Source organism: Nonomuraea candida, from assembly GCF_000725485.1.
Classification (GTDB): Bacteria; Actinomycetota; Actinomycetes; order Streptosporangiales; family Streptosporangiaceae; genus Nonomuraea; species Nonomuraea candida.
Genome location: NZ_JOAG01000042.1, coordinates 84,078 through 105,909, shown reverse-complemented (window position 1 = coordinate 105,909; position 21,832 = coordinate 84,078). Strand labels below are relative to the sequence as shown.

Genomic DNA, 21,832 nt, shown 5'->3' with positions numbered 1-21,832 from the left:
GGCTCCCGTCAGTCGTCGTCGATGAGGGCGCAGGCCGGGACCCAGCCGATGATGCCGGTGGTCGCGTTGGTGCCGTGGTGCCACAGGACGCTGTCGAACGGCCCGCACCGGAAGGGCCCGTGCTCCTCCGACCGGTCGGAGACGAACCCCTGGCCGGGGTGGCCGAGCCCGTTACGGCCCGACCCCGCGCGGGGCTCGCTCCAGATGACCACGCCGGGGGCGCCGAAGTCGTGCAGCGGCCCGGAGCGCGCGGCCGCGGCGGGCGCCGGGCCGGCCAGCGCCAGGGGCGCGAGCAGGCAGATCGTGACGGCTGGTCTCATCGCTCCCCGCAGCGCCGTGGTCGCTCACTGTTCCCACGGGTTATCCCCGCGCCGCCAGCCGAGGAAACCGCCGTCCAGCGGCCGGGCGTGGTAGCCGTGCTCGCGCAGCAGCCGCACGGCCTCGGGGGAGACCACGCAGTACGGCCCCCCGCAGTACGCCACGATCTCCGCGTCGGCGGGCAGCTCCGCCAGCCTGGCGGGCAGCTCCTTCATGGGCACCGAGACCGCCCCCGGCAGGTGCCCGGCCGCGTAGTCGGCCGCCGGCCGCACGTCCACGATCACCGTGCCCGGGTCGGACAGCCGGGCCGCCAGCTCGTCGGCCGTCACCCCCTCCAGGGAGCCCAGCCGGGCGCGCACGGCCGCGCGCAGGTCGGCCAGCCGCCCGTGCGCGAACGCCTGGAACAGCCCGAGGAAACGCGAGACCTCCTCGCCGGCCAGCCGGTAGTAGACGCGCGTGCCCTCGCGCCTGCTGGCCACCAGGTGCGCCGCGCGCAACTGCTGGAGCTGGGCCGAGGTGTTCTTCAGCGGGATCTCCGCCGCCTGCGCCAGCTCCTCGACGGTGTGCTCGCGCTGGTCGAGCACGTCCAGCAGGCGCAGCCGCACCGGGCTGGCCAGGGCCTTGCCGACGCGGGCGAGCTGCGCGTAGATCGGCTCCTCGGGGAACATCAGACCATGTACTGGTCGTGACGGAGATAGACGTCGGTCCACTCCTCCGGACTGAGCTGCCGGCCCGAGGCCGCGATCTCGGCCAGCTCCTCGAAGTACGCCTCGCGCGGCGCCCCCGGCGTGAACAGGATCAGCATCGTGGCCGGCTCGCCCGACTCGTTGCGGAAGGCGTGCACCCCGCCCTCGGGCACGAACAGGAAGTCGCCCGGCTTCCCCTCGGCCCACTTCTCGCCGTTGAACAGCCGGATCGTGCCGGACAGCACGTAGAACGACTCGGTCATCGTCCGGTGGAAGTGCGGGCCGGGCCCGCCGGGCTTGGGGCCCATCTCCCACCGGTAGAGCCCGTACGCGCCGTTCGTGGTGCCGCCGGTGGCCAGGTAGTGCACCTGGGTGTTGGTGCCGACGACCAGATCGGGCACCTGGTCTGCCGGGCGCAGGACACCGCTGTGCTCGCCCTGCTCGGCGAAGTAGCGGGGCTCGGGGTAGGACATCGTCTTTCCGTTTCCTCTAGCTTTCTAATGATCCTTAGAATAGCCGGGAGGACGCGTCCGCGGTCAAGGGCCGTGTCTGAAGAAAGGTCGCGTTTCAGAAGGTGATGACCGTGCGGGCCACCGTGCCCTGGCGGACGTGGGCGACGGCCTCGTTGACGCGGTCCAGGGGCAGGCGTTCGGAGATCAGGCCGGCCAGGTCCAGGCGGCCGGTCAGATACTGGCCGGCCAGCATGGGCAGGTCGCGGTGCGGGGCCGCGTCGCCGCCCTGGGTGCCCATGAGGCGGCGGGAGGCGAACAGCAGGCCGGTGTCCAGCTCCATCGGGTGCCCGGCGGGCGGGCTGCCCACCATGACCGTGGTGCCGCCGGGCTGGGTCGAGGCGAAGGCCTGGGCCAGGACGCCGGGCGCGCCCGTCGCGTCGAAGGCGTAGTCCACGCCGCCCCTCACCAGCTCGCCCACCTGCCGGGGCAGGTCCGACACCACCAGGGAGTGGGTCGCGCCGAAGCGCTCGGCGAGCTTGAGCTTCGGCTCGGCCACGTCGGCGGCGATGATCGTGGTCGCGCCCGCGAGCACCGCGCCCTGCACGACGTTGAGCCCGACGCCGCCGCAGCCGACGACGAGCACCGTCGCGCCGGGCGGCACCCGGGCGACGTTGAGCACCGCGCCGACGCCGGTGATCACGCCGCAGGCCAGCAGGCACACCGCGTCGAAGGGCAGGGAGTCGCCGATCCGCACGCACATCGGCTCGGGCACGACGGCGTACTCGGCGAAGGAGCCGATGCCGATGAAGCGGCGCACCTGCGCGCCGTCCAGCGTGACGCGCGGCGGGCCGCCCAGGATGGTGGGCAGCCGGGCCGGGCCCGTGCACAGGTGGAAGCGGCCCGCGCCGCAGGCGCGGCAGCGCCCGCAAGGGCCGTTCATGGCGATGACGACGTGGTCGCCGGGCTTGACGGAAGTGACGTCCGGGCCGGTGCTCTCCACCACCCCGGCGCTCTCGTGGCCGAGCACGAACGGCGGCCTGCTCACCACGGGGCTCTTGCCGTCGATGGCCTTGAGGTCGGAGCCGCACACGCCCGAGGCCCTGATCCGCACCCGGACCTCGCCGGGGGCGGGGTCCGCGATCTCCACCTCGCGCAGCTCCAGCGGGGTGTGGAAGGCGGTGAGCACGGCGGCGCGCATCAGCATGCGCCACACGCTAACCCGGCGGCCGATGGCGAGCAAGCGGTTGTTAGGTAAACCCGATCACGCCCGTTGACGTCCCCGGCGGGCGAATTTACGCTCGGACAACCAAGCGAGCGCTAGGCCAAACACGTGGGAGGCCGTCATGGTGCGCAGGAGAACGGCGGCGTTCGTGGTCGCGGCGCTGGCCCCGGTGCTCGCCGCGGGGTGCGCGGCCCCGCAGCAGGGCGCCGCCGGCGGGGGCACGGGCGGCGGGGCCGGTGGGGGCGGCGGGAGCGCGGCCGGCGTGACCGGCACGACGATCAGGGTCGGCGGCGTGCTCACCAAGACCAGCGCCAGCGGCTACTCCACCAAGGACGCCGAGATCGGCGCGAAGGCCAGGTTCGAGCGGGCCAACGCCGAGGGCGGCGTGCACGGCCGGAAGATCGAGTTCCTCGGGGCCGAGGACGACGGGCAGGACGCCGCCAAGGGCGACGCCGCGGCCAAGAAGCTCGTGCAGAAGGACCGGGTGTTCGCGCTCGTCCCCGTGCACGCCCCCAACTTCGGCGGCGCGGCCTTCCTGGAGCAGCAGGGCGTGCCCTGGTTCGGCTGGGCGACGGGCCCGCAGTGGTGCGGCACGAAGACCGGCTTCGGCTACAACGGCTGCCTGGCCCCCAAGCGGGGCGCGGGCTCGCAGACGTGGTGGGGCAGGCAGATGGCCGAGCTGCTCGGCGGGGCCGAGGGCAAGAGCGTCTACGTCCAGACCTCCGACTCCAGCGGCAGCAAGTACGGCGGCACGACCATCTCCCAGTCCTTCACCGCGGCCGGGTTCGAGCTGGCCGGGGTGAACTCGGGGCTGCCCGGCGCCGCCCCGCCGCCCGACTGGCTCCCGTACGTCAACAAGATCATGACCTCCGACGACGGCGGCCCGCCCGACGTGGTGGTCTCGGTGATCGCCGGCACCAAGTTCAACGTCGGCCTGTACGCGGCGCTCAAGCGGGCCGGCTACCAGGGCGTGCTCACGGACGCGACCAGCTACGACGCCGCCATCCTCAAGGACCCGGCCAGCGCCCGGGCCCTGGAGGGCGTGATCGCGGCGCCCATGTTCGAGCCGTTCGAGTCCACCGCCCCCGAGATCGCCCTGCTCAAGCAGGACGTCGAGAAGGCGGCCCCCGGACAGCAGCTCACCCAGCACCTGGCCATCGGCTACTGGGCCGCCGACATCTTCCTCGACCTGCTGGACAAGACCGGCAAGGACCTGACCAGGGAGAGGTTCCTGGCCACGGCCAACGGCTCCTACACCTACGAGAACCCCGGCTTCGGCCGCATCCGGTATCCCCGGGACCACAACGAGCCGAACGGCTGCGGCGCGCTGGTCAAGCTGGAGAAAGGCGCCTTCCAGGTGGCCAAGAACATGAAGTGCTTCGACAACGTGCCGCTGAAATGATCCTGGACTACGTGCTGAGCGGCCTGGTCACCGGGGCCGTCTTCGCGATCATGGGCTCGGGCCTGACGCTCTCGTACGCGGCCACGGGCGTGTTCAACTTCGCCCACGGCGCCGTCGGCTTCCTGACCGCCCTGCTGTTCTACCAGCTCACCCAGGCCGGGCTGCCCGCCTGGCTCGCGGCCCTGCTGTCGGTGACGCTCTTCGCGCCCGCGCTCGGCCTCGGCCTGCACAAGGCCATGTTCCGCGGGCTCGCCCAGGCGGGGGAGACCGCGCAGATCGTGGCCACCATCGGGCTGACGATCGCGCTGCCCGCGCTCGGCCTGCTCGTCGTGGACCTGGCCGGGCTGCCGCCCGCCGACGCGACCGCGCTGCCGCGCGGCGCCGGCCCGCATCCGGCGCTCGCCTTCGACGTGCTCGGCGTGCGGCTGGACAGCGACCAGGTGATCACGTTCTGCCTGTCGGCGGTGGCGGCGGCCGGGCTGTGGGCGTTCATGCGGCACACCCCGTACGGGCTGCGCATGCGCGCCTGCGTGGACCGCCGCCGGCTGGCCACCCTGCGGGGCATCGACGCGGACGCCACCTCGGCGCTGGCCTGGATGCTCGGCTCCGGGCTGGCCGGCCTGGCCGGGGTGCTGGCGGTGTCGGTGCTGGGGCTGGACGCGACCGCGTACACGGTGCTGCTGTTCGCCTCGGCCACGGCGGCGGTGTTCGGGCGGCTGCGCTCGATCCCCTGGACGTTCGCCGCCGGGCTCGCGCTCGGCGTGGTGCAGAACCTGGTCGCCGGCTACACCGACTTCCTCGAAGAGGTGACCGGGCTGCGCACCGCCGTGCCGGTGATCCTGCTGTTCGCCGGCCTCGTGCTGCTCAACAGGTCGCGCGAGCGGGTGGCGGGCAGCGCCGCCGAGGACGTGCCGCCGCCGGACCACCTGGCCGGGCTGCCGCCGTGGCGGCGCCGCCTGCCGTGGGCGGCGGGCATGGCCGTGCTGGTGGCGTTCACGTTCGCGGGGCCGGAGTACTACGTGGGCGTGGCCGCGCACGGCCTCGTGCTGGCGCTGATCTTCTGCTCGTTCGTGATCGTGACCGGGATCGGCGGCATGGTGAACCTGGCCCAGGCCGCCTTCGCCGCCATGGCGGCGCTGACCTGCGGGTGGGCGTTCGCCTCCGGGCTGCCGTTCGCCGTCGCGATCGTGCTGGGCGTGCTCGCCGCGGCGGCCGTGGGCATGCTGGTGGCGCTGCCCGCGCTGCGGCTGGGCGGGCGGGTGCTGACGCTGGCCACCCTCGCCCTGGCGCTGCTGGCCGACCAGGTGCTGTTCCAGGTGGACGCCTTCAGCAACGGCACGATCGGCTGGTCGCTGCCCGCGCTCGGGTTCGGCTTCGCCGACACCTCCGACCCGCGCGTGCGGGTGGTCGTGCTGCTCGTGCTGATCGGGGCCGTGGCGCTGCTGGTGCGCAACCTGGAGCGGTCCGCCTCGGGGCGGGCGATCCTGGCCGTGCGCTCGGCCCCGGCCGCCGCGGTCACGTCGGGGTTGTCGGCGCCGCGTACGAAGATCACGCTGTTCGTGCTGGCGTCGGCCGTCGCCGGGCTCGGCGGGGTGCTGTTCGCCATCTCCAAGGGCTCGATCACCGCGACCGACCTGCCGGCCTTCGCCGGGTTCGTCTGGCTGGCCGTGGTGGTGCTGCAGGGCGTGCGGCGCATCGGCGGGGCCGTGCTGGGCGGGCTCGTCGCCGTCGCCGTGCCCGAGCTGCTGTCCGCCTGGGACGTCTCCGCGCACGTCGGCTCCATCCTCTTCGGCGCCGGCGGCATGATCCTGGCCAAGCATCCCGACGGGGTGCTCACCCAGCTCGCCGAGCTGCGCCACCGCCGCCGGAGGCCGGCCCCCGCCGCGCCCCAGCCGTCCGCGCCGCCGCCCGCGCTGCCGTCCGCGCCGCCGTCCGCGCCGCCGCCCGCGCTGCCGCCCGCGCCGCCGCCCGCGCTGCCGCCCGCGCCGCCGCCCGCGCTCCCGCCCGCGCCGCCGTCAGCGCTCCCGTCCGCGCTGCCGTCAGCGCTGCCGTCAGCGCCGCCGGGCGGGCCCGCGCTGTTCACGATGGAGGGCGTCGTCGCCGGGTACGCCGGCACCGTCGTGCTGCGCGGCGTCGACCTGGCCGTGCGGCCCGGCGAGGTGGTCGCCCTGCTCGGCGCGAACGGCGCCGGCAAGTCCACCACCTGCGCGGCCGCCGCGGGCGACCTGCCCGTGAGCGGCGGCCGGATCCTGCTCGACGGCCAGGACGTCACCGCCTGGCCCGCCCACCGCAGGGCCCGCGCCGGCATCCTGCTCGCCCCCGAGGGCCGGGGCGTCTTCCCCGGCCTGACCGTCGAGGAGAACCTGCGCACCTGGCTGGCCGACCCCGCCCCCGTCTACGAGCGGCTGCCCCTCCTGGCCGGGCGCCGTACCGTGCCGGCCGGCGCGCTGTCCGGCGGCGAGCAGCAGCTTCTCACGCTCGCGCCCGCGCTCGTGCGGCCGCCGCGCGTGCTGATCGCCGACGAGCCGTCGCTCGGGCTGGCCCCGATGGTGGTGCGGCAGGTGTTCGAGGTCTTCGCCGAGCTGCGCGAGCGCGGGGTCGCGCTGCTGCTGGTCGAGGAGAAGGCCACCGAGGCGCTGGCGATCGCCGACCGGGTCGCCTTCATGCGGCTCGGCCGCGTCACCTGGGCCGGGCCGCGCGCCGAGGTGGACGGCGACCGGCTCACCGCGGCCTACCTGGGGGTGCGATGACCGGGCCGGAGAGGGAGAACGGGCCGATGTCGGGGCCGGACGGGGAGTACGGGTCGATGTCCGGGCCGGACGGGGAGTACGGGTCGGTGGCCGGGCCGGACGGGGAGAACCGGCCGGTGGCCGGGCGGGCCGGGGAGAGCGGGGCGGGGACGGTGCTGGCGGTGGAGGGCGTGTCCGTGGCCTTCGGCGGGGTCAGGGCGCTCGACGGGGTCTCGTTCGAGGTGGGCGCGGGCGTCGTGTGCGGGGTGATCGGGCCGAACGGGGCGGGCAAGACCACGCTCTTCGACGTGGTGTCCGGGCTGCGCAGGCCCGCCGAAGGGCGCGTGCTCCTCGCCGGCCGGGACGTGACGGCGATGCCGGCGGTCAAGCGGGCCAGGGCGGGGCTGCGCCGGACGTTCCAGCGCACCCAGGTCTTCGGCCGGCTCACCGTGGCCGGCAACGTGCTGGCCGCGCTCGACTGGCACGGCGGCGGTGGCGGGCTCGCCGCCGACCTGGTCGGCCTGCCCGCCAGGCGGCGGCTGGAGCGGGAGCGGCGCGAGCGCGTGGACGAGGTGCTGGAGCTGTGCGGGCTCACCTCCCAGCGCGACGCGTACGCCGCAGCGCTCCCCGTCGGCCGGCGCCGGCTCGTCGAGCTGGCCAGGGCGCTGGCCGACCGGCCCCGCCTGCTGCTGCTCGACGAGCCCACCTCCGGGCTGGACGCCGGGCAGGCCGAACGCCTGGGCGAGGTCGTCAGGGGCCTGGACACGACCGTGCTGCTGGTCGAGCACGACATGGGCTTCGTGATGGACACCTGCGACCGGATCGTCGTGCTGGACCTCGGCAAGGTGATCGCCACCGGCCCGCCGGCCGGGATCAGGCAGGACCCGGTCGTCCGGGCCGCCTACCTCGGCTGACCGCCTCCCGCGGCTCCGGCGGCGGTGTGCCGCGGCGTCCGCCGGCGCGCTGCGCCCCGGCCGGCACGGTGCGTCCCGGCCGGCGAGGTGCCTTTCCGCCGGCGGGTGCGGTCAGGAGTGGCGTTCGGTGAAGGAGAGGATGCGGCGCCAGGCGTCCTGGCACGCCTCGGCCCACTCGCCGTAGGAGCGGTCGAAGAACGAGTGCGGCGCGCCCTCGTAGACGTGCGTCTCGTGCTCGGTGCCGACCCGGTCGAGCGCGGCCTCGTACGCGGCGAACTCCTCCGGCGTGGACACCGTGTCGGCCCCGCCCCTGAGCAGCAGCAGCGGCGCGCCCGGCCCCGACTCCGGCTCGTCGATGAAGCGCAGGGCGCCGTAGAAGCCGATGCCGCCCGCCAGCCCGTTGCCCTCGGCGGCCTGCCGCCACGACAGCGCGCCGCCCATGCAGAAGCCCACCGTGAACACCGGGCCGTCGAGCGCCTCGGTGGCCGCCCGCGCGTCGGCCCGGGTGCCCTCGGGGGTGAGCTGGCCGACGTGCGTCATGAAGTCGAAGTCGTCGCCCCGGTCGCCCCGCCCCGCCGTGCGGCCGAAGTAGTCGATCGCGATCGTGCGGAACCCGGCCTCGGCGAAGCGCACGGCCAGGTCCCGGTAGAAGGGGTGCAGGCCGCGTACGTCCGGCAGGATCACCACGGAGCGCCCGTTCGGCCCGGCGGGCTCGGCCCGGTAGGCCAGGAAGCGGTTGCCGTCGGCGGCGGTCAGCTCGATCTGCTGGTGAGAGGCCACCTCACCCCGCACGGGCGGAGCAGGCGGCCTGCTGTCGGTGGAATGACACATGGGACCAGCATGCCCGGGCCCCCGCGTCCCTACCCAGGCCGGGGCCGGTGCCGGTGACCGCCGGGGGGCCGGGCAGTTTGTCGCGTGGTTACTCGATCGAGCTGTAGTTGGGCGTGGGGATGGCTCCGGGCGCGAAGCGGCTGGCTCTGAACGGGGCAGGGTCGATCCGGCCCGGCAAGCCGAGGACCATTTCGGCCGCGCACTCCCCGACCGCCGGGGCGAACTTGAATCCGTGACCGGAGCAGGCGGAGACCTGCACGATGCCGGTGTGGGCGGGTGAGCGGTCGATGATGAAGCTGGAGTCGGGTGTGAGCGTGTAGGAGCAGTAACGTCCACGCACCGGTTCGGGCTCGACCCCCCTGAAGATCCGCGAGACCATCTCGCGGATCTCGTCCAGGTACGCTCGCGGCACCTCGGTTTCCGACCGGTCCTGCGGATCCCAGGGCCGCTGCTGCCGGTTGTGATACCCGATCTTGACAAGATCGCGATCCGGTCCGCCCTCGGTGACGCCGTAGATCACCTCGCCGGCTGCGGTCTCGTAGAGGAAGGACGGGAATCGCTCCGCGCCGAGGGAACGGGAGGTACGGAACCAAGTAAGCCCGGCGAAAGATGCGGCTTTCCCCGTAGGAGGAGCCGAACCGGTGGGTGGGACCGTGAGCCTCGATGGCGATGACCCTGGCGCCGTGCCGGGTCAGCGCATGCGCGGTCGCGGAGCCGAAGATTCCGAGCCCGACGACGGCCACGTCGCACGTCGTCACGTTCGCGTTGGCGGGATATGACGTTGTCGCGTTCGCGGTCACAGGCCGGATCTCCTGTCCTCCGCCAGGGCGGGCGGCTCGGTGGGGGCGCTTCCCGGCCGGCGTGCGCGCAACACCGGGTACACGAGAATGAGAATCAACGAAAGCCAGACCATGGCGTACGACACCAATGTGTTGCCGGACGGCTGTTGGCCGTAGAAGACCAATGCGACGACGAGCTGGGTCGTGGGAAGCACGTATTGGAGAAAACCAGCCGTCGACAGCGTGATCTTCTTCGCTCCGAATGAGATCAGCCACAGCGGGGTGACCGACACGACGCCGCACAGGGCGAGCAGGACGAAGTCGGAGGTGTCGGCGTCCGGGCCAGGAGCGAGCGAGTAGGTGGAGGCCAGGACGGTCACTCCGACGCCAACCGCGAGTATGGCCGTCTCCAGGGTGAGCCCGGTGAAAGGGTCCGCCGTGGTGAGCTTCTTCAGGAAGCTGTAGATTCCCCAGGTCGTACCGATGGTGAGGTAGACCCACGATTCGAGTTCGTGGCTGCGGGCGATCAGCAGGATGATCCCCGACAGGCAAAGAACCAAGGCGACGACCCGTACGGAGTCGAGCCTTTCCCGCATGACCCCGGCTCCCAGAACAATCGTCACCGCCGGAGCGATGAGATAGCCGAGGCCCGTCTCCAGGACGTGGCCGTGCACCGAGCCCCAGATGAAGGTGAGCCAGTTGGCGCAAACCAGTATCGCGGCCATCAGGTGCAGAAGCAGCAAACGACTGTCGGACGCCGCGTCGACGACCGGCCTCATGCGCTTCAACAACGCCAGTACGATGCCCAGGGTGATCAGCGAGACCAGGATGCGGTAGCCGAGCAGTGTCGTCGGGGACACGTGGGAAAGCGCCCGCCAGTAGAGGGAGGAGGCACCGAGAATCACGTTGGCGAGTGCCATCGCGGCGACGCCTGCCATGGCCGCCCTGGGGCGGACCGGACTCACGTGATGACCTTCCGGAATCCGGAGGCGAGACGGCACTCGATGATCTCGTACGACCAGTGAATGGTCCCGTCGTCGCTCACGCTGAAGGCGATTCCATGGCGGTCACGCCAGCGGTGGAACTCGGTCAGCAGGATGTCGCGTGATTCCCGCCAGCCGCCCGAGTAGAAGAACAACGGGAAGGTATGCCGTTCGATCAGCTTGAACTCCAGCGCGTCGCCGACGCCGTCGAGCTCCCTGACCATGCCGATGCGGTCACGCTGACTGATGCCGAGCACGCTGATTCTCCCTTGCGCCGAAGGTGGTTCCTGGAGCGTTCCCATCGGGGTTCGGCAGTCGATTACCGCCCGATCCGGCCCAGTTCGCGCGAGCGGTTCGCGGACCGGTTCAAGCCTTCGACCAACAGGTCGTGAAGGCCGTTGTCGCGGTAGTGGAAGATTCCCTGCTCGGTGGTTCCGCCCGGGGTCATGACCTCGCGGCACATCTCCTCGGGACCGTGACGGTCCTGCCGATCACCGACATGATCTGCTCGGCGAGGAAGATCTCGCCGTCGGTGACGGCCGTTCCTGGGCACAGTACGGTCATGCCCTGCGAAATCTCGGAAGGCGTGTTGGGAATGGTGCGGACGATGCGGGACGTGTTGAGCGCGTTCTCCATGGTCGCGATGCTCACGCCGGCCATGACGGAGATGACCAGGCTTTTCGCGAAGGCTCCGGCCGGCTGTGCCGCGCTGAACTCCGCGAAGGCCTGGGGCTGGATGGCGAGGATGACGACGTCGTCCTGCCCGGGTTCGTATCGCGGACGCGGCTCAATGCCGAATTCTTCACCTACAAGGCGCATCCTGTCGTTTGAGTTCTCCACGATATCGAGGGGAATGCCCAGTGCTTTTTCGTGAAGGCCGGCAATAATTGCTCGCCCCATGTGGCCCGCGCCGATCACGACGATTCGACTGGCAAAGGCTTCCAATGTTCCTCCTGTGTGCCCGCGGAAAGCAGTTTGTGCTGACTGACGTTCCCGCCCGGACGGAACTTTGCCATGACAACTAATGAGTTGACTACCTTTCCCGGCGTGCGTGATTATGCAGTGCAAGAACATGCAGGATGGGTAGGTGTCGATGAACCGTGCGTGTCCGATCTCTTGCGAAGAGGCAGATGTCTGTGATGGCGGGATGGCCGCTTACGAAAGAGCGGTGATGGAACGGAGCATTCCGCGAGAGGCCACCCCTGCATGTCTTCTCCGATCGGGTCTGGTCGCATCGGTGGAGGGAGAGCCGGATCTGGTGCGGCCGGTGGGGCCTGGCATTGTCGCCGCGCGCCTGCTCAATCCCCTGGAACAATCCATCTCCGCCACCCGCGCCGAACTGGCCCGGGCGAGCCAGGTGATCGACATGGTCGAGCGGGCGTACGAGCGGGGCCGGGCGGGCCGGCGGCCCGACATCGCGCTCATCGAGGGCCCCGAGGAGGTGGAGGACACTCTGCAGCTGGCTCTGGCCCGATCCCGCAAGGAGATCATCACCGCTCATCCCGGCAGCGGCCGCTCGCCCGAGATCCTCGCCCAAGTCCTCCAACGTGACCTGCCGGTCCTGCGGCGGGGCGTGCGCAAGCGCGTCATCTACCAGCACACCACGCGCTACCATGCCCCCACCCTCGAATACATCGAGCGCATTGCCGGGGAGGGGGCGGAAATTCGTACCTCCAGTGAACTGTTTGACCGCCTGATCATCTTCGACGGCGAGATCGCCTACGTCTCCGCGCCCTCCGGTGATGAGCACGAACTGGTGGAGATCTGCCAGCCGGCTCTGGTCCGCTACCTGACCCGCATCTTCGAACTGGCCTGGATCCGCGCCAGCCCCATACTCACGACCACGCGACGGGAGGGACAAGTGGTGGACGACCAGCAGCGCGCCATCATGCGCATGCTCGTCGCCGGTCTCACCGAAGACAAAATCGCCCGAGAGCTCGGCATGGGCCGCCGCACCGTGGCCGAGCACATCAGACGGATCTCCGCCCGTCTCGGCAGCACCAGCCGCGCCCAGCTCGGCTACTCCATCGCGATTTCTGGTGTGTTGGATGAGGACGCATGATGCGCTGACCTACGTGCGCTTCCCCACGCCCGCTGTTCCCCGAGTACGGCGGGCGCCGGACGCACAGCCCTAGTAGGAGGGCGCGGCGCGCAGCTCGCGCATCAGATGGGCGCGCACCATCGCCACGGCGGGCCTGGCCCGCGCGCCCGAGCGGACCGCGAGATAGCCGGTGTTGATCGGCGGCTCCGCCGGCCGGTCGAGCGCCACGAGCGTGCCGCGCTCCAGGTCGGCGCGGCACAGGTAGGCGGGCAGGACCGAGAAGCCCACCCCCGCCCGGACCGCGCCCAGCACGCCGCGCAGGTCGGGGATGACGACCTGGGCCGCCATCGACGGGCGGCGGCCCAGCACCGTGCGCCAGTAGCGGCGCACGATCGGCAGTTCCTCGGCGTAGGCGACCAGGGGCACCCGGGCCAGCTCCCGCACCCCGGACGCCCGCGCCGCCACCTCGGGGGAGGCGACCAGCAGGAACTCCTCGTCGTACACCGGGTCCGCGCGCACCCCGCGCAGCCGGGGCCTGATCGTGGACAGCACCAGGTCCAGCCGGCCGGCCGCCAGGCTCGCCAGCAGGTCGTCGGACAGGCCCAGGGTGAAGCGCAGCCGCAGCCCGTCGCGTACGAGCGGGGCCAGCATCGGCATCACCACCTCGCACAGGAACTCGGCCGGCCCGCCCAGGTGCACGGCCTCGCCGGAGGGCAGCTCCGAGGCCACCACCTCGTCCAGCGCGTCGAGCCCCGGCGCGACCCGGCGGGCCAGCTCGTCGGCGGCGGGCGTGGGCGCGACGCCGCGCGGCAGCCGGTCGAACAGCGGCCGGTCGAGCGTCGACTCCAGCGCCTTGACCTGCGCGGTCACCGCCGGCTGCGACAGGCCGAGCGTCTGGGCGGCGGCGGTGATGGAGCCGGTCCTGTGCACGGCGAGGAACGTGCGGAGCAGGTCGAGCGAGAGCGGCGGCATATCACCATTCTGATGCCTCGGCCGGGGTTTCGTGATTTGTCGCTGATGGCGGGACGGAGCCATGCTGAGGTCATGACCAAGCGCATCCTCATCGCTCTGACCAGCCACGACGACCTCGGCGGCGTGGAAAAGACCGGATACTACGTGCCCGAGGCCGCCCACCCGTGGGAGATCTTCCGCAAGGCCGGCTTCGAGGTGGACCTCGCCAGCGTGCGCGGCGGCGAGCCGCCCCAGGACGGCTACGACCCCGCCGACCCCGTCCAGGCCGCCTTCCTCGCCGCGCCCGAGCCCCACGACACCGCCCGCCTGGCCGACGTGGACGCCTCCCGCTACGACGCCGTGCTCTACGCGGGCGGCCACGGCACCATGTGGGACTTCCCCGACGACCCCGACGTGATCAGGATCGGGCGCGAGGTGTACGAGCGGGGCGGCGTCGTCGCGGCCGTCTGCCACGGGCCCTCCGCGCTGGTGAACCTCACGCTGTCCGACGGGACGCACCTGGTGGCGGGCAGGCGGGTGGCGGCCTTCACCAACACCGAGGAGGAGCTGCGCGGGGTGACGCACGTGGTGCCGTTCCTGCTGGCGGACGCCCTGGTGGCGCGGGGCGCCGAGCACGTGCCGGGCGAGACCTGGCAGGCCCAGGTCGTGGTGGACGGCCGCCTGGCCACCGGCCAGAACCCGGCCAGCGCCGGCCCCCTGGCCGAGCGGATCGTCGACCTCCTCGACGGCCCGGCGGCCTGAGGCGGTCGCCGGGCCTGCGGCGGTCGCCGGGTCTGCGGCGGTCGCCGGGTCTGCGGCGAGGGGCTTGGGGTTTTCGCCGAATCGGGGGCTTTCGACGAACGGCGGGCGCGGGGCGGATGATCGCCGCCGGATGGCGGTTGTCCGCCGGGGTGCGAGGCTTCGACCATCGAAGAGTAGCCCGCCGTCCCCCGTGGAAGGGAAACCCCATGGCACTGCACCCCAATCTCGACCCCGAGCTGCGCGCCGGGATCGAGCAGTTTCCGCTCGCGTCCACCGACTTCTCCGCCGTGTCCGTCGAGGACCTCGTCGCCAACCGGACACAGATGAACGCCGTGCTGGCCGCGATGCCCACGCCCGAGACGCGGGTGTCGATCGAGAACCGCATGGTGCCGGGGCCGGAGGGCGCGCCCGACGTGCGGCTGCGCGTCTACCGGCCCGAGGAGCCGGGTGAGGGCAGGGCGGCGCTGTACTGGATCCACGGCGGCGGCATGGTGATCGGCACGCCGGAGATCGACGACGCCACGATGGTCGACTACGTCGAGCGCCTCGGCGTGGTCGTCGTCTCCGTCGACTACCGGCTCGCGCCCGAGCACCCGCATCCCGCACCGGTCGAAGACTGCTACGCCGGGCTCGTCTGGACCGCCAAGAACGCCGCCGAGCTGGGCGTGGACCCCGGCCGGCTGGCGGTGGGCGGGGCCAGCGCGGGCGGCGGGCTGGCGGCGGCGACCGTGCTGCTGGCCAGGGACCGGGGCGGGCCGGAGATCGTCTTCCAGCTGCTGGTCTGCCCGATGCTCGACGACCGCAACATCACGCCGTCCAGCCACGAGTTCACCGAGGCCGTGGTCTGGGACAGGACGGCCAACCTCTTCGGCTGGACGGCGCTGCTCGGCGACCGGATCGGCACCGACGACGTCCCGCCGTACGCCGCCCCGGCCCGGGCCACGGACCTGTCGGGGCTGCCGCCGGCGTTCGTGGACGTGGGGGAGCTGGAGGTCTTCAGGGACGAGTGCGCCGACTACGCGCTGCGGCTGGCGCGGGCCGGGGTGTCGACCGAGTTCCACCTGTATCCGGGGGCGTTCCACGGGTTCGACATGATGGTGCCCGACGCCGGGCTGAGCCGGCGGGCCAGGCAGGCCAGGGAGGCGGCGCTGAGGCGCGCCTGGGGCCTCTGACCGATGACCGGTCTCTGACCGGCGACCGGTCCCGATCGGCCGGGGCCGGAGGCTTCAGGTGTTGGCGAGCAGGCGGTGCAGGGCCAGGGCCAGGTGGGCGCGGAGCCTGCCGGGCTGGTCGGCCAGGGAGAAGCCCAGCACGGACTCGGCGCGGGTGATGCGGCCGGCCAGGGAGCTGTGGTGCAGGTGCAGGGCGGTGGCCGCGCCGCGTACCGAACCGGCCAGGCACAGCGCGCGCACCGCGAGCCGGGACTCCTCGCCGAGCCGGCCCATCGCCTGGACGTCGGGCAGCGCCGCGATCGCCTGCTCCGGCAGGCCGGCGAACAGGGCCAGCGCGCCCAGCTCCGACCAGCGCGTCACCCGGTCGTGGGGGCCGGTGAAGCGCAGCGCCGTACGCGCGCCGGCCCACGACTCGGCCGCCCGCGCCCCGGGCAGCTCGGGCCCGATCCCGGCCCGGGTGCCTTCGGGCAGGTCGGGGCCGATCCCGGCGTCGGCGTGCGGGGAGGCGGTGGCGACCAGGACGGCCTCCGTGTCGCCGACTCTGGCGGCGCGCACGTGGTGGCCCATGGCGCGCAGGCCGGCGGCCAGCGCCCCGCCGGGCGGCGCGACGGCCAGGACCCGCAGCGGCGCGGCCGGGTCGAAGCCGAGCAGGCGCAGCGCGCGGGACCGCTCGGCCTCCCCGGTCTCTGCCGACAGGGCCAGCTCGACCAGGGCCGGGTCCTGGCCCGTGCGCATGAGGCCGGCGGCGCGTTCGAGGATGACCTCGGCCGCGGCGGCGTACCGTTCGAGCACGATCTCGTCGAGGCCGTGCGCGGCCCCCTGGCGCTCGATCCACACCGCCCCGAGCCCCGAGCCCAGCTCCCTGACCTGCGCCCGCGGGAGGGAGGCGGGCGTGTCGACCGAGCCGTCGGGCGAGGCGCGCACGCGCCGGCCGGTGGCCGCGTCGAGCAGCCCGGCCGGGCACTGCGTCAGCCGGGCCGTGGCCGCGAGCAGCACCGGCACGCCGGCGTGGTCGCGCACCAGCGAGTCGAAGTAGGCGATGACGCGCACCGCGCTCTCCGCGTCGGCGTCGAGGGTGGACAGCCGCAGCAGCAGTCCCTGCATGACGACAGAGTAGCCTGGCACCTCCACCAAGCGTGCGCTAGGTTGGTGATCGTGGATCTCGACTTCTCCCCGGCCGAGCGGGACTTCCGCGCCGAGGTTCGCGAGTGGCTCGGCGCCCACGCGCCGCCGCCGCTCCCGTCCATGGACACCCCCGAGGGCTTCGCCGCGCACCGCGCCTGGGAGGCGGAGCTGGCCGGCGCGCGGCTGTCGGTCGTCTCCTGGCCCGAGGAGTACGGCGGGCGCGGCGCCTCCCTCGTCGAATGGCTGATCTTCGAGGAGGAGTACTGGGCCGCCGGCTGCCCCGCCCGCGTCACCCAGAACGGGATCTTCCTGCTGGGCCCGTCCCTCCTGCGGTTCGGCACCCCCGAGCAGCGCGCCCGCCTGCTGCCCGCCATGGCCGGCGGCACGGACGTGTGGGCGCAGGCCTGGTCGGAGCCCGAGGCCGGCAGCGACCTGGCCGCCCTGACCTCCCGCGCCGAGCCCGCGCCCGGCGGCTGGCGGCTGTACGGGCACAAGACGTGGAGCTCGCGGGCCGCGTACGCCACCCACGGGTTCGGCCTCTTCCGCACCTCGGGCGCCCGGCACAAGGGGCTGACGTACTTCATGTTCCCCATGACCGGCGTCGCCGTGCGGCCCATCGCGCAGCTCGACGGGCTGCCGGGCTTCGCCGAGCTGCGCTTCGACGGCGTGTACGTGCCCGAGTCGATGGTGCTCGGCCGGGAGGGCGACGGCTGGCGCATCGCGATGGCCACCACCTCCTCCGAGCGCGGCCTGACCCTGCGCAGCCCCGGACGCTTCCTGGCCACCGCCGACCGGCTCGTGGCGCTGGCCCGCGACGCCGCCGACCCGGCCCTGGCCGATCGGGCCGCCAGGTGCTGGGTGGCGGCGGAGGCGTACCGGCTGCACACGTTCGGGGTCGCGCGGCGCATCGCGGCGGGGGAGGAGATCGGCGCCGCCGCCAGCCTCGGCAAGCTCTTCTGGTCGGAGCTGGACCTGCGCATGCACGCCCTGGCCATGGAGCTGCTGGGGGACCGGGCGGGGACGGCCGGATGGCTGGACGGGTTCCTGTTCTCGCTGGCGGGGCCCATCTACGCGGGCACCAACGAGATCCAGCGCAACATCGTCGCCGAACGCGTCCTGGGACTGCCGCGATGAGCCCCGCTCCCTGCCCTGGCGCGGGTGCGGGCGGCGGTCTTGGCTCTGTCGCGGCCGGTTCGGCGGGGGAGCGGGGGTGTCCGGGATGAACTTCGCCTTCACCGGCGAGCAGCTCGCGCTGGGCGCGACCGTGCGGGACGTGCTGCGCGACCACTGCCCGCCCGCCGCGCTGCGGACCGAGCGGCGGCCGGCCTGGGAGCAGCTGGCCGCGCTCGGGTTCTTCGGGCTGCTGCTGCCGCCCGAGGCCGACGGGCTGGGGCTCGGGCTGACCGACGTGCTGCCGGCGCTGGAGGAGACCGGGCGGGCGTGCCTGCCGGGGCCGGTCGTGGAGACGGCCGTGCTGGCGCCGTACCTCCCGGCCGGGGTGCCCAAGCTGGCCACCGGCTCGGTGTGCGTCGCGGCGCTGCCGCCCGGGCAGGCGTACGCGGCCGACGCCGACCTGGCCGACCTGCTCGTGGTGGTGCGGGAGGGCGGGGCGCGGCTGGTCCCGGCCCGGTCGCTGCGGGCGGCGGCCCGGCCCGGCGTGGACCCGTGCCGGCCGCTGTTCGAGGTGGGCTTCGACGAGTCCGAGGACCTCGCCGGGCCCGCCGGGCCCGCCGTGCGGGCGGCCACGGTGGCGACCGCCGCCCAGCTCGTCGGCGTCGCCAGGGAGCTGCTGTCGGTCACGGTCGCGTACGCGCGGGCGCGCACCCAGTTCGGCGCGCCCATCGGCTCGTTCCAGGCCGTCAAGCACCAGCTCGCCGACGTGGCCGTGGCGGTGGAGTTCGCGGCCCCCCTGGTCCACCGCGCGGCCCTCTCCTCGGATGCCGCGTCGGCACGGGACGCCGGTGCGGAGCGGGATGCGGGCGCGGAGCGGGACGCGGGTGGGGAGCGGGATGCGGGCGCGGAGCGGGACGCGGGTGGGGAGCGGGATGCGGGCGCGGAGCGGGACGCGGGTGGGGAGCGGGACGCGGGCGCGGAGCGGGACGCGAGTGCCGCCAAGGTGGCCGCGGGGGAGGCCGCCGCCGCGGCGGCGCGGGCGGCGCTGCAGATCCATGGCGCGATCGGCTACACCGAGGAGCTGGACCTGCGGTTCTGGCTGGCCCGCGCCTGGTCGCTGGCCGCCGCGTACGGCACCACCGCCGCCCACCGCGAACGCCTGCGCACCGCGATCGTCGACGGCCACCCGAGCAGGTGGCCATGATGAAGTTCGGGGTTCCCCTCGGCCTCCTGCACCCCGACGCCTGGAAGGACGTGGCGGTGGCGGCCGACGAGCTGGGGTTCGAGTCGGTGTGGCTGCCCGAGCACCTCGTCTTCGCCACCGACCTGTCCCTGGCCGTCTATCCGGGCGCGTCCGATCCGGGGATCAGGCCGGAGACGCCGCTGTTCGACGCGCCCGCGTACCTGTGCTGGCTGGCCGCCCTCACCTCCCGGGTCCGGCTGGGCACGGCGGTGCAGCTCCTCGCCCTGCGCCACCCGTTCGTGTCGGCCCGCGCGTTCGCCACCCTCGACGTGGTCTCGTCGGGACGGGCCATCTGCGGCGTCGGCGCGGGCTGGTACCGGGGCGAGTGGGACGCGGCCGGGGTGCCCTTCGAGAGCAGGGGAGCGCGGCTGGACGAGGCGATCGAGGTGGTCAGGCGGCTCTGGAGCGAGCCCGTGGTCTCCCACACCGGCCGCTTCTACTCCTTCCGGGAGGTGGCCTTCGAGCCCAAGCCGGTCCAACCGCGCCTGCCCGTCCTGGCGGGCGGGGAGTCGCCCGCCGCCCTGCGCCGGGCGGCACGGCTCTGCGACGGCTGGATCAGCATGCCGCACACCATCGACTCGATCCGGCCGCAGCTCGAACGGCTCGGCACGGGCGTGCCGGTGACCGCCCACGCGTACGCGCTGGCCGACCCCGACGAGGTGCCCGCCTGGGCGGCGCTCGGGGTGGAGCGCCTGATCGTACGCCCCTGGACCCGCAGCCGGGACGCCGTCTCCCGCCTGGCCGCCTTCGCCGCCGACCACGGCCTCGGCCACGCCCCGGAGCCGTGATCCCACCCGCCTGCGGTGGTCACGGTCCCGGGATGGGTCAGGCGCGGTGGCGGCCTCGCTCCGTGCTGCCCGCGCCGACGAGGCGGTGCTCGTCCTCGGGGTGGCCGCGCCGGTGGCGGCGGCCCCGGAGGGCGGTGTCGTGCTGCTGGAGGGGCTCGGCGTCCGTACGGCGGTGGCGGCGGCCCCGGAGCGGGAGGTCGGGGGAGAACGCGTTGCGCTCCTCGGCCGAGTGACGCCGCCGGCGGCCCCGGTACCCGGTCCCGGAGGCGGGCACGGGGGTGCCGAGGAGGTCGCCGCCGTCGCCGCCGCGCCGGCTCATGGGCGGGGCGAAGGCGTCGAACGCGCTGCTCGCGCCCGGGATGACGATGCGTTCGAAGGGGGCGGTGTCGACGACGCGCCGCAGCGGGCCCGTGTCGAGCACGACCTCCAGCGGCCCCGTCTCGTCCGTGAAGGTCAGGCGCTCCATGGGGCCGGTCTCGTCCGTGAAGGTCAGGCGCTCCAGCGGGCCTGTCTCGTCCGTGAACGTGAGGCGTTCCATGGGGCCCGTCTCGTCCGTGAACGTGAAGCGGGTGCGGTCGAAGTCCGGCTCGTAGGGCCGGCTGCCGAAGGCGGGGTCCGGGGTGCGGCGGCCCGGGGTGCGGTGGTCGGCGGTGCGGTGGTCGAAGGTGGGGTGGCCCGTGGCGGGGGCGCCCGGGGCGCGGTGGTCCGCGGCGTGGTGGTCCGCGGCGTGGTGGCGGGTGGTGTCCGTGGCCAGGTCGAAGGGCCTGGTGTCGAGGGGGAGCCTGCGGTGCCTGGCGCCGGCGGGCCGGGCGGCCTCCGAGGCGGCGAGCGAGCGCAGGGCGGCCGACGTGGCCAGACGCTCGGCGGTCTCCTGGAGCTCGACCGCGTTGCGGCGCTCGCTCGTGTCCAGGTAGCGGCGCTCGGGGGTGTCGAGGTGGCGGCGGTCGGCGTCGCGGCGCTCGGTGGTGGCCGGGCGGCGGTCGGCGTCGCGGCGGTGGGACGGGGGCGCCGGGACCTCGGCCGTCCTGCCACGGCGGCGGCGGCCCTTGGCCCGGGACGGGCGCGGAGTCTTGGCGGGCTTGCCGGCCGTGGCGCCCACCGGGCTCAGGCGCAGGCGGCGGGTCTTGGCCACGGCGAGCAGCGCGAGGGCGGCGACCAGGGCCGAGCCGACCAGCGTCGGCGAGTCGATGGCCGACAGCGGTCCGGTGGCGGAGGCGTCGGTGAGCGTGGGGAGGGGCTCGGTGGTGGCCTCCTCGGTGTCGGCCGTGGAGGGCTTGGCGTGCTTGCCCTTCGTGGCCGTGCCGGGGGCGGCGGAGGCCGCCGTCCGCGGGCCCTGCTTGGCCGAGGTGGAGTTCGGGGCCGAGGCTGAGTGGGAGCCGGAAGCGGTGGCGGAGTCGGAGCCCCGGGTGGCGTGCGACTTGGAGGAGGAGCCGGCGCCCGAGGTGGCGGGCGACTGCGCGGTGGCGTCGGAGTGGCTCTTCCGCTGGGAGGCGGAGCCGGAGGTCTTGTCCGAGGAGCCGGGCTGGGGCTGCCCCTGGGTCTGGCCGGGGGTCTGGCCCTCCACCTGACCCTGGGCGCCGGTCGCCTCGCGCGTGGGGTCCTGGGAGCGGAGATGCTCGCCGGCCAGCGGGATCCGGGGGGCGGGGCCCGCGTCGGCCCGGGGGATCAGCGAGCTGAGCGACTCCTCCGGGATCTGGAGCGTGCCAACCTCACCGCCGGGCCCGCCGGGCGAGGACGCCTGCTTCTCGGCCTTCTTCTTCGCCGCCGCCCTGTCGAGCCGCTCCTTGACGCGCTGCGGGTAGCCGTAGCCGACCACCTTGCTGGTGTCGCGCTCCTTGCGCTTGGCGACGCCCCCGTCGATGTTGCCCTCGATCGTGTAGATCGTGTCGCCCTCGACCCGGGTGACGATGCCGACGTGGTCGATGCGGTCGATGTCGTTCGAGCCGCTCCAGTCGTAGAAGACGAGGGCTCCGACCTGGGGCTTCTTCCCCCAGGCGCCCTGCTCCTTGAACCACTTCGCGTGCGCGACCGTCCACGCGAACTGGCCGATCCACTCCTCGTAGCCGAGCTTGTGCGCGGCCCATGAGAGGTACATGTCGCACCACGGCGCGGAGCTGTAGTCGGCGTCGAACTCGACGTTCTTGCCGTACCAGTCGCCGAACTTGGTGTACGCTCCGGCCTTCTCCGAGTAGCCGAGCTGGCTCTCGAGCAGTTCGATGTACTTCTGGATCTCTGGCGTCATGGAAGTATGGGGGAACCTTCCGGGCAAGACCGGGTTTATCCACGCAGCACCGGGTCAGGAGGGAACCCGGGGACTTGTG

Annotated in this window: 21 protein-coding genes and 2 pseudogenes; 9 read left to right on the top strand and 14 right to left on the bottom strand. The window is 73.5% G+C overall.

Annotated features, from left to right (window positions below):
* Positions 1–8: 8 nt before the first annotated feature.
* The 4 genes from IO39_RS33810 to IO39_RS33795 form a co-directional block, all read right to left on the bottom strand.
* Positions 9–320: a hypothetical protein gene (locus IO39_RS33810; RefSeq protein WP_043631827.1), complete on the bottom strand. Its 312-nt coding sequence runs from the start codon at positions 318–320 to the stop codon at positions 9–11.
* Between the two features lie 24 nt (positions 321–344).
* Positions 345–986 (bottom strand): ArsR/SmtB family transcription factor, encoded by a 642-nt coding sequence (locus IO39_RS33805; RefSeq protein WP_043631824.1) that lies wholly within the window; start codon positions 984–986, stop codon positions 345–347.
* On the bottom strand, positions 986–1,477 hold the full coding sequence (locus IO39_RS33800; protein ID WP_043631822.1) for a cupin domain-containing protein: 492 nt from the start codon (positions 1,475–1,477) through the stop codon (positions 986–988). The genes IO39_RS33805 and IO39_RS33800 overlap by 1 nt, the downstream gene beginning before the upstream one ends.
* Before the next feature lie 94 nt (positions 1,478–1,571).
* Positions 1,572–2,660 carry an alcohol dehydrogenase catalytic domain-containing protein gene (locus IO39_RS33795; protein WP_052423700.1) on the bottom strand — a complete coding sequence of 363 codons (1,089 nt, stop codon included), beginning with the start codon at positions 2,658–2,660 and terminating at the stop codon, positions 1,572–1,574.
* Positions 2,661–2,799: 139 nt separating this feature from the next.
* Between IO39_RS33795 and IO39_RS33790 the strand changes: the two genes are divergently transcribed.
* The 3 genes from IO39_RS33790 to IO39_RS33780 are packed head-to-tail and all read left to right on the top strand — an operon-like array spanning position 2,800 to position 7,723.
* Positions 2,800–4,080: an ABC transporter substrate-binding protein gene (locus IO39_RS33790; protein WP_043631819.1), complete on the top strand. Its 1,281-nt coding sequence runs from the start codon at positions 2,800–2,802 to the stop codon at positions 4,078–4,080.
* Positions 4,077–6,830: an ABC transporter permease subunit gene (locus IO39_RS33785; RefSeq protein ID WP_043631816.1), complete on the top strand. Its 2,754-nt coding sequence runs from the start codon at positions 4,077–4,079 to the stop codon at positions 6,828–6,830. Before IO39_RS33790 ends, IO39_RS33785 begins: the two co-directional genes overlap by 4 nt.
* Entirely contained in the window at positions 6,827–7,723 is an 897-nt protein-coding gene (locus IO39_RS33780) for an ABC transporter ATP-binding protein (protein WP_245642455.1), read from the top strand. The genes IO39_RS33785 and IO39_RS33780 overlap by 4 nt, the downstream gene beginning before the upstream one ends.
* 111 nt (positions 7,724–7,834) lie before the next feature.
* On the opposite strand, the gene IO39_RS33775 is transcribed toward IO39_RS33780, so the two are convergent.
* From IO39_RS33775 to IO39_RS33755, 7 genes and pseudogenes are all read right to left on the bottom strand, one after another.
* Entirely contained in the window at positions 7,835–8,554 is a 720-nt protein-coding gene (locus IO39_RS33775) for a dienelactone hydrolase family protein (protein ID WP_043631813.1), read from the bottom strand.
* A gap of 88 nt (positions 8,555–8,642) precedes the next feature.
* Positions 8,643–9,098, bottom strand: a pseudogene (locus IO39_RS33770) (FAD-dependent oxidoreductase); the annotation flags it as partial.
* A gap of 55 nt (positions 9,099–9,153) precedes the next feature.
* A pseudogene (locus IO39_RS59735) lies at positions 9,154–9,297 on the bottom strand (FAD-dependent oxidoreductase); the annotation flags it as partial.
* Positions 9,298–9,350: 53 nt separating this feature from the next.
* The gene (gene rarD, locus IO39_RS33765; protein WP_157549215.1) at positions 9,351–10,298 is read right to left on the bottom strand and encodes an EamA family transporter RarD; all 948 of its coding nucleotides are present in this window, start codon (positions 10,296–10,298) and stop codon (positions 9,351–9,353) included.
* A complete protein-coding gene (locus tag IO39_RS33760; protein WP_043631809.1) occupies positions 10,295–10,573 on the bottom strand; it encodes a hypothetical protein in 279 nt (92 codons plus the stop codon). The genes rarD and IO39_RS33760 overlap by 4 nt, the downstream gene beginning before the upstream one ends.
* Positions 10,574–10,635: 62 nt before the next feature.
* Positions 10,636–10,764, bottom strand: coding sequence for a pyrroline-5-carboxylate reductase dimerization domain-containing protein (locus IO39_RS59730; protein ID WP_369332897.1), 129 nt, complete (start codon positions 10,762–10,764; stop codon positions 10,636–10,638).
* Positions 10,761–11,261, bottom strand: a complete 501-nt coding sequence (locus tag IO39_RS33755; protein WP_169789171.1) for a pyrroline-5-carboxylate reductase family protein — start codon at positions 11,259–11,261, stop codon at positions 10,761–10,763. The genes IO39_RS59730 and IO39_RS33755 overlap by 4 nt, the downstream gene beginning before the upstream one ends.
* Positions 11,262–11,463: 202 nt before the next feature.
* On the opposite strand from IO39_RS33755, the gene IO39_RS33750 reads away from it, so the two are divergent.
* Positions 11,464–12,378: a helix-turn-helix transcriptional regulator gene (locus tag IO39_RS33750; RefSeq protein ID WP_169789170.1), complete on the top strand. Its 915-nt coding sequence runs from the start codon at positions 11,464–11,466 to the stop codon at positions 12,376–12,378.
* Between the two features lie 69 nt (positions 12,379–12,447).
* Here the strand turns inward: IO39_RS33750 and IO39_RS33745 are convergent, their stop codons facing one another.
* Positions 12,448–13,329, bottom strand: a complete 882-nt coding sequence (locus IO39_RS33745) for a LysR family transcriptional regulator (protein WP_043631805.1) — start codon at positions 13,327–13,329, stop codon at positions 12,448–12,450.
* Positions 13,330–13,401: 72 nt separating this feature from the next.
* On the opposite strand from IO39_RS33745, the gene IO39_RS33740 reads away from it, so the two are divergent.
* Together IO39_RS33740 and IO39_RS33735 are read left to right on the top strand one after the other, a co-directional pair.
* Positions 13,402–14,070: a type 1 glutamine amidotransferase domain-containing protein gene (locus IO39_RS33740; protein ID WP_043631802.1), complete on the top strand. Its 669-nt coding sequence runs from the start codon at positions 13,402–13,404 to the stop codon at positions 14,068–14,070.
* A 206-nt stretch (positions 14,071–14,276) separates the two neighbouring features.
* Positions 14,277–15,242: an alpha/beta hydrolase gene (locus IO39_RS33735; protein ID WP_043631799.1), complete on the top strand. Its 966-nt coding sequence runs from the start codon at positions 14,277–14,279 to the stop codon at positions 15,240–15,242.
* Positions 15,243–15,296: 54 nt separating this feature from the next.
* Here IO39_RS33735 and IO39_RS33730 read toward each other — a convergent pair whose 3' ends face one another.
* Positions 15,297–16,346 (bottom strand): helix-turn-helix domain-containing protein, encoded by a 1,050-nt coding sequence (locus IO39_RS33730; RefSeq protein WP_043631796.1) that lies wholly within the window; start codon positions 16,344–16,346, stop codon positions 15,297–15,299.
* Positions 16,347–16,397: 51 nt separating this feature from the next.
* On the opposite strand from IO39_RS33730, the gene IO39_RS33725 reads away from it, so the two are divergent.
* The 3 genes from IO39_RS33725 to IO39_RS33715 all read left to right on the top strand — a co-directional run bounded on the left by IO39_RS33725 (position 16,398) and on the right by IO39_RS33715 (position 19,511).
* Entirely contained in the window at positions 16,398–17,501 is a 1,104-nt protein-coding gene (locus IO39_RS33725) for an acyl-CoA dehydrogenase family protein (protein ID WP_043631952.1), read from the top strand.
* 85 nt (positions 17,502–17,586) lie between these two features.
* On the top strand, positions 17,587–18,684 hold the full coding sequence (locus tag IO39_RS33720; protein ID WP_043631794.1) for an acyl-CoA dehydrogenase family protein: 1,098 nt from the start codon (positions 17,587–17,589) through the stop codon (positions 18,682–18,684).
* On the top strand, positions 18,684–19,511 hold the full coding sequence (locus IO39_RS33715; protein ID WP_043631949.1) for a TIGR03619 family F420-dependent LLM class oxidoreductase: 828 nt from the start codon (positions 18,684–18,686) through the stop codon (positions 19,509–19,511). The genes IO39_RS33720 and IO39_RS33715 overlap by 1 nt, the downstream gene beginning before the upstream one ends.
* Positions 19,512–19,548: 37 nt before the next feature.
* On the opposite strand, the gene IO39_RS51205 is transcribed toward IO39_RS33715, so the two are convergent.
* Complete coding sequence (locus IO39_RS51205; protein WP_052423684.1) at positions 19,549–21,753, bottom strand: CHAP domain-containing protein; 2,205 nt, start codon at positions 21,751–21,753, stop codon at positions 19,549–19,551.
* Between the last annotated feature and the right edge of the window lie 79 nt (positions 21,754–21,832).

Excerpts from the sequence above, each read along its gene's own strand:
- IO39_RS33785 (WP_043631816.1), top strand. The coding sequence starts at position 4,077 with ATGATCCTGGACTACGTGCTGAGCGGCCTGGTCACCGGGGCCGTCTTC.
- IO39_RS33730 (WP_043631796.1), bottom strand. The coding sequence starts at position 16,346 with ATGCAGGGACTGCTGCTGCGGCTGTCCACCCTCGACGCCGACGCGGAG.
- IO39_RS33810 (WP_043631827.1), bottom strand. The coding sequence starts at position 320 with ATGAGACCAGCCGTCACGATCTGCCTGCTCGCGCCCCTGGCGCTGGCC.
- IO39_RS33740 (WP_043631802.1), top strand. The coding sequence starts at position 13,402 with ATGACCAAGCGCATCCTCATCGCTCTGACCAGCCACGACGACCTCGGC.
- IO39_RS59730 (WP_369332897.1), bottom strand. The coding sequence starts at position 10,764 with ATGACCCCGGGCGGAACCACCGAGCAGGGAATCTTCCACTACCGCGAC.
- IO39_RS33790 (WP_043631819.1), top strand. The coding sequence starts at position 2,800 with ATGGTGCGCAGGAGAACGGCGGCGTTCGTGGTCGCGGCGCTGGCCCCG.
- IO39_RS33805 (WP_043631824.1), bottom strand. The coding sequence starts at position 986 with ATGTTCCCCGAGGAGCCGATCTACGCGCAGCTCGCCCGCGTCGGCAAG.
- IO39_RS33720 (WP_043631794.1), top strand. The coding sequence starts at position 17,587 with ATGAACTTCGCCTTCACCGGCGAGCAGCTCGCGCTGGGCGCGACCGTG.
- IO39_RS33775 (WP_043631813.1), bottom strand. The coding sequence starts at position 8,554 with ATGTGTCATTCCACCGACAGCAGGCCGCCTGCTCCGCCCGTGCGGGGT.
- IO39_RS33715 (WP_043631949.1), top strand. The coding sequence starts at position 18,684 with ATGAAGTTCGGGGTTCCCCTCGGCCTCCTGCACCCCGACGCCTGGAAG.
- IO39_RS33800 (WP_043631822.1), bottom strand. The coding sequence starts at position 1,477 with ATGTCCTACCCCGAGCCCCGCTACTTCGCCGAGCAGGGCGAGCACAGC.
- IO39_RS33745 (WP_043631805.1), bottom strand. The coding sequence starts at position 13,329 with ATGCCGCCGCTCTCGCTCGACCTGCTCCGCACGTTCCTCGCCGTGCAC.
- IO39_RS33750 (WP_169789170.1), top strand. The coding sequence starts at position 11,464 with ATGGCCGCTTACGAAAGAGCGGTGATGGAACGGAGCATTCCGCGAGAG.
- IO39_RS33735 (WP_043631799.1), top strand. The coding sequence starts at position 14,277 with ATGGCACTGCACCCCAATCTCGACCCCGAGCTGCGCGCCGGGATCGAG.
- IO39_RS33795 (WP_052423700.1), bottom strand. The coding sequence starts at position 2,660 with ATGCTGATGCGCGCCGCCGTGCTCACCGCCTTCCACACCCCGCTGGAG.
- IO39_RS33780 (WP_245642455.1), top strand. The coding sequence starts at position 6,827 with ATGACCGGGCCGGAGAGGGAGAACGGGCCGATGTCGGGGCCGGACGGG.
- IO39_RS51205 (WP_052423684.1), bottom strand. The coding sequence starts at position 21,753 with ATGACGCCAGAGATCCAGAAGTACATCGAACTGCTCGAGAGCCAGCTC.